5 protein-coding genes and 1 pseudogene are annotated in these 5,388 nt (G+C 32.1%); 4 read left to right on the top strand and 2 right to left on the bottom strand.

The genetic code is table 11. The features are described from left to right. Together V7083_RS16780 and V7083_RS16775 are read left to right on the top strand one after the other, a co-directional pair. A pseudogene (locus tag V7083_RS16780) lies at window positions 1-568 on the top strand (hypothetical protein); the annotation flags it as partial. A 17-nt stretch (window positions 569-585) separates the two neighbouring features. Continuing rightward, window positions 586-2,112: a hypothetical protein gene (locus V7083_RS16775; protein WP_335479929.1), complete on the top strand. Its 1,527-nt coding sequence runs from the start codon at window positions 586-588 to the stop codon at window positions 2,110-2,112. Between the two features lie 167 nt (window positions 2,113-2,279). Here the strand turns inward: V7083_RS16775 and V7083_RS16770 are convergent, their stop codons facing one another. Next, window positions 2,280-2,648 (bottom strand): helix-turn-helix domain-containing protein, encoded by a 369-nt coding sequence (locus tag V7083_RS16770; RefSeq protein WP_335479927.1) that lies wholly within the window; start codon window positions 2,646-2,648, stop codon window positions 2,280-2,282. A 136-nt stretch (window positions 2,649-2,784) separates the two neighbouring features. Here V7083_RS16770 and V7083_RS16765 point away from each other — a divergent pair, with 136 nt between their 5' ends. Then, on the top strand, window positions 2,785-3,570 hold the full coding sequence (locus tag V7083_RS16765) for a hypothetical protein (RefSeq protein WP_335479925.1): 786 nt from the start codon (window positions 2,785-2,787) through the stop codon (window positions 3,568-3,570). Window positions 3,571-3,650: 80 nt separating this feature from the next. On the opposite strand, the gene V7083_RS16760 is transcribed toward V7083_RS16765, so the two are convergent. Then, the gene (locus tag V7083_RS16760) at window positions 3,651-4,010 is read right to left on the bottom strand and encodes a hypothetical protein (RefSeq protein WP_335479923.1); all 360 of its coding nucleotides are present in this window, start codon (window positions 4,008-4,010) and stop codon (window positions 3,651-3,653) included. A 440-nt stretch (window positions 4,011-4,450) separates the two neighbouring features. Here V7083_RS16760 and V7083_RS16755 point away from each other — a divergent pair, with 440 nt between their 5' ends. Continuing rightward, on the top strand, window positions 4,451-4,729 hold the full coding sequence (locus tag V7083_RS16755) for a hypothetical protein (protein WP_335479921.1): 279 nt from the start codon (window positions 4,451-4,453) through the stop codon (window positions 4,727-4,729). Window positions 4,730-5,388: the final 659 nt, after the last annotated feature.

Here is a 5,388-nt window from a genome sequence, read left to right as displayed (position 1 = left end):
ATTTAATCTTTATAAAGACAATATTATACAATTGCTGCGTCTTAAAGAGTACGCTGAAAGCTTTATCGAAGAGGTAGAAAATAACCTTGAACGAGTTATCATGGAAAAATTGAATATGAAAGATTTCAATAATCTCTATAACTGGGCGGAAGGTCAACATGAATTTTCAAAGAAAAATAACGAGTTGATTAAGGCTATTTTAATAACTGAACATGGGGTTAAGTGGGTTCCGGTATTTGTAGAGAATTTTTCTGGTGTTAGAATTGATGACTGGTCTGATAAGACTTATGAAAAGTTCTTAATTGATCTCCAACAAAATTATCATGATGTTATTAATTTTAACAAGATTGAGGAAAGTGAAGGAGAAGAGGAAGTTAAGGATATAAATGAATTTATCACTCTAGAAATAGGGAACAAGACTAAGGTAATTTCTAAAGTTGATTTTTCTGTTAAGACCAAGACGGTATATACAAATATTGATAGAATAATTAGAAATGCTGGACGTAATATTCCAAAGAATGAAATGGAATATATGATTTATTTGTTGCTAGAACAATATGTTGAATAATCATAGAGGTGAGTAACTTGGACAATACAAATAGAAAACAAATTCATATAGCTGTCCTAACAGGTGGATTTTCAAGCTCATACGTTGCAAAAAAAATGGTTGATACCTATGGGAAAGAAAATAGCAGGCTAATTTTCATCGATACTTTTAGCGAAAGTATCGATGACCCTACATTCTCTGACAATCATCGTTTTATGGATGATGTTTCCAAGTTTATAGGACTTCCGTTATTAAAAATAGAAGACAATGATTCAGATGAATTATACTACGACTTTTGCAATTACGACGAAGAAACATCTGTATTAAAATATACAGTAGAAGTGAAATTTAGACAGTTACTAGGTTACTTAAAAGATATAAGGGAAAAAGAAAACCTAGAACCAATTCTTTATTTTGGAAATGTTGCTAAAGAAATGTATGATAATAAATCAATCTGTCTTGAAAGTATAGAGAAAGATATTGGACGAGTGTCAGATATTCGCTCGTTTTTCGAGCAAATGATTCAGGAACCAATAGAAACTAGTTTTCCACTAGTTGATAATATAAATAAAAATCTCGATATTAAAAGCTTAATACAAAATGAATGGGGGGTTGATCTTCCACGATCTGAACGCAAACGAGTCCATATTGCAATGTTTTCAGGCGGTGCAGGAAGTGCTTACGTTGCATATTATATGGTTCAGGCATACGGAAAAGAAAATTGTAAATTATTTTTTACTAATACACTTTGGGAAGATGAAGATAACTTACGTTTTATGGATGAGGTATCAGAATATATCGGTCTTGAAATTACTGAAATTCTGGACGGGCGTACCCCAGAAGAAGTATTTTACGACTATAAGTTTTTAGGAAACTCCCGGCTTGCAAAATGTTCGGAAGAGTTGAAAGTGAGGCAAACATTGATTTATCTTGAAGAAATGAGAGATAATGAGAAAGTTGAGCCTATTCTTTACTTTGGGATTGCTCCGCATGAGAAGCATCGCCGCGATGATAGTCATGTAAGACGTAGATCTAACATCATTCAGGAAAATAGTCCGGATATGAATATTAGAAAAGCTGCGGGGATTAGATCTTTTTACGAACACTTTCCTATTGAACCAATTGAAACAAGATTTCCTTTAATCGAAACATTACGAGATGATTTGGATGCTAAAGGAATTATCCAATATGAATGGGGAATTCAGCTACCTCGTATGTACACAGCTGCAAAAGAAAAAGCGGAAAAGGAAAATGACCCAATTGCTAAAAAGCTAGTGGAGAAAGGGATAAACGGATTCTCACATGCAAATTGTGGAGGGCGATGTGTAAGAGGTGGATTCCAACATTATGCTACTTTATATTCCATCTGGCCTGACCAATATAAAGAGCAAGAGGATATGGAAGAACGCTTCCGGAAGCATTTTGAAAAAAATGTTTCCATTTTGAAGAAAAATGGCGGAGCGTATACTTTGAAACAATTCCGTGAAGATATGGAAAGAGATGGTGTTGAGAAGTATCTATTTACTCCAGACGATACTATTCCTTGTGTTTGTTCTTTCTCATAGAATATAGTTAATCAAATAATCTATATAATGGCACCTATTAGCGATTATATTGCTAGTAGGTGTTATTGATGTTTAGTTTAAACAACATTAATATAATCCTTTAGTACTCACCCCTATTTACTGTTATCAATGTAGATATTTTAAAGATATGGATTATTTAACCAGTATTAATCTTTAATATAAGGAAACAAAAGTTTAAATAGGCCTTTTTTTTGTTCGACTGAGAAAGTAGCTATCATATCTATTAGTTTTTTGTCCAATTCTTTATTTATATTTTCCTCATTTTCACCGTAAGATCCTACTTCTAAATCATGTAAAATGTTATTCCTTTTTAATCTAAAGAAAAACTCACTCATGGTTATATTAAGTTCGTTACAAATATTAGCTAGTAAAGAGAAAGACAATTCTTGGCTACCGTTCTCTATTCTAGATAGAGATGGCTGGGAAGATACTATCCTTTTCGCAAACTCACTAATTGTAATTTTTTTTTCTTTTCTCAACTGTTTTACAAGTCTACCTATAGCTAAATTATTCATGGATTATCCCTCATTACGCACTTTATTCTCCCTCTAATATTACTTTATTTATCCTTTTACAATCAACCAATAATAAAATATAAATTAATGAATATATTCATTTGGCGAATAATAAATAAAGAAGAGAGGTGATAATATGAAACATATTATTTTTTATAGCGGTGGTATCGGTAGTTGGGCAACTGCAAAAAGAGTTATATCTGAGTATGGAAAGGAAGATGTAATTTTATTATTTACAGATACCCTTATTGAAGATGAAGATTTATATAGATTCATTGATGACACTGTTTTAGAGTTAGGAGTAGAGTTTGAAAGAATAGCCGACGGTCGTAAGCCATTTGAGGTTTTTAAAGATGTTCGATATTTAGGAAATAGTAGAGTTGCTCCTTGCTCCCATAAATTAAAGCAAGAGACGGCTAGAAATTGGATTACAAAAAGATTTAAGTCAGATGAGTGTATTTTATATTTAGGAATTGATTGGACAGAAGAGCACAGAGTGAAAGCACCAATTGAAAACTGGAAGCCTTATACGGTAATGTTCCCTATGTGTAATGAACCTTATGTATCAAAGGAAGAAATACTAAGTGAATTAGGGAGAATGGGGATAGAAATACCAAGACTTTATAAAATGGGTTTTGCTCACAATAACTGTGGGGGATTTTGTTGTCGGGCAGGACAAGGACACTTTGCAAGATTATTAGAAAAGTTACCAGAGAGATTTGCTTATTATGAAGCTAAGGAAGAGGAATTACGACAGTTCCTTGGTAAAAATGTAGCAATTATGAAAAAAACTAAGAACAAGGTAACCTTTCCATACACGCTTCGCCAACTAAGAGAAGATATAGAAGCACAGAAACCGATTGATATGAAGGATGTTGGAGGGGGCGGCTGTTTGGTTAACTATGAAAATGCAATTAATTAATAATTATTATGAAGACATTGAAAAAGGATGGGGCTTTAGAATCTCCCATCCAATTATATGCTTTAGCCAAAATCAGGTTCTTAGGAATCAGGTTGAATTGTATATAGGATTAACCAGTCGTGATCCTCTTGTTCCATACGCTCAACTTCTTCTTCGTTACCTTTATCCATTGTGTCTTTAATCTTTTTACATACGTAATGTACTGTATAGACGTCTTTAGCCAATGAAATAGTTTCCTCATCATCGTATTGTAAAACTAATGGACTGTTACAAACTTCGCAATCACCAATAAAGTAATTACCGAAACCGTTTTTAACTTCCTTGATAAAACAAGTATTGCAATATTGTTTCACCCTAGAGCTGAATTCCTTAAATTCATCAGTTCTAACAGCTTCAGATTCTGTTAATGGCTTATTACAATTGCAACATACTAGACTCATATCACCACTCCTAAAGGTAATTTTTATTTATTATATTATTTATAGACCCTTTCTTCGAAAGAGGTATTTTATTGATGTATTGTTAAAAGTAAAGTAAAGTAAGGTTTATTTTAAAAAATAATATTAAAGCACTATACGTTCAAATAAATAGGAAATCATAGATAAGATGGAGCTATTAGTGTAAGAAAGAGTTTATATGCAGGGCTTGTGGCATTTATGAGAGTGCGTGTTAGATAATAAGAGACCAAGTACTATTAACACTAAGCACAGATTTATGGTAAAATATAACTTGTTTAAGAAAAGTCAATTGTTTATGATTTATTTAATTTTAAAAAGAAGGGCGGATTATTGTTTTGTCCTTTTCTACTTTAGAAATGATTAATATTTTACAAGTTGGCCAAATTGCAAAGTGCCTCGAGTTACAGGAGTACTCATATGGTGTGAAAATTATTGATGGGAGTTTTTATTGGATTGATACTAATGGAAATGACTCAGAATTATTTTCACTGAGCAGTGATGCTTTACAATATAGGTGGGAAATTATTCAAGAATTATTCCCTTTTAGTGAAGCTATCGAAGCTTTTATCAATGGTAAAAAAATATCCTCCTTTGATTCAAAAGGGAAATTATGTAATGAATATGATCCGGAAAATGATGAGGATGGTTATATTGCGATTAGTGAAATACTAAACTGTTATTGGTCAATAGTAATAGTTTAAATATATATTAATAAGCAAGCGATATACCCATGTTTAATTGTTAATTAATAATCATCATCTCAACATAATTTACCGTTGTGAGTAAATTTTTTATTTTTGATTGGAATAAATAAGAAGGCGTAAGAATACGCCTTCTCAGACTGTAGACAAAAGGCACCCGGATGAGCTCATTCGGGTGCCTTTAGGTTGGAATTGGTTGGCAAGAATGTGCAATTCTATTGCGTGAAGAATAAGCTTTAGAAAGAATAAGATACAACAACATATTCCAGAGTTTAATAAAGAAGATATTAGCAAGGTGATAGCTAAGTTTAAAGTAGTATGTGAGAAAGAACATTGTAAAAGAACTGTGGAGATTTACAGACCGTGTTAAGGATGTATTAATTCCTAGTAATAAGTATGATGGTAATAATGAGTATATTAGGTTGATGATATAAACACTGGGAATTACAAAGTAGAGGAGATTCTAAAAGCTAATGATAAAAAAATAATATAAAAATTGGCTTGATGCAGGTACAGATACAATTACATCATTAAGAACTAGCTAGGATAATTACAGCAAAGGTATGCAAGAGTTGGTATTCACAGAACCGACAGAAGAATACTAACAAAAGTAATAATTAGTAGTAGTGAGTCACTTGTAATAATAGTTATTATACTGA

The sequence above is a fragment of the Bacillus sp. JJ1764 genome, assembly GCF_036962145.1.
Classification (GTDB): domain Bacteria; phylum Bacillota; class Bacilli; order Bacillales; family Cytobacillaceae; genus Neobacillus.
The sequence above is the reverse complement of the archived record's forward strand: the minus strand, read 5'-3'. Positions and strand labels throughout refer to the sequence as shown.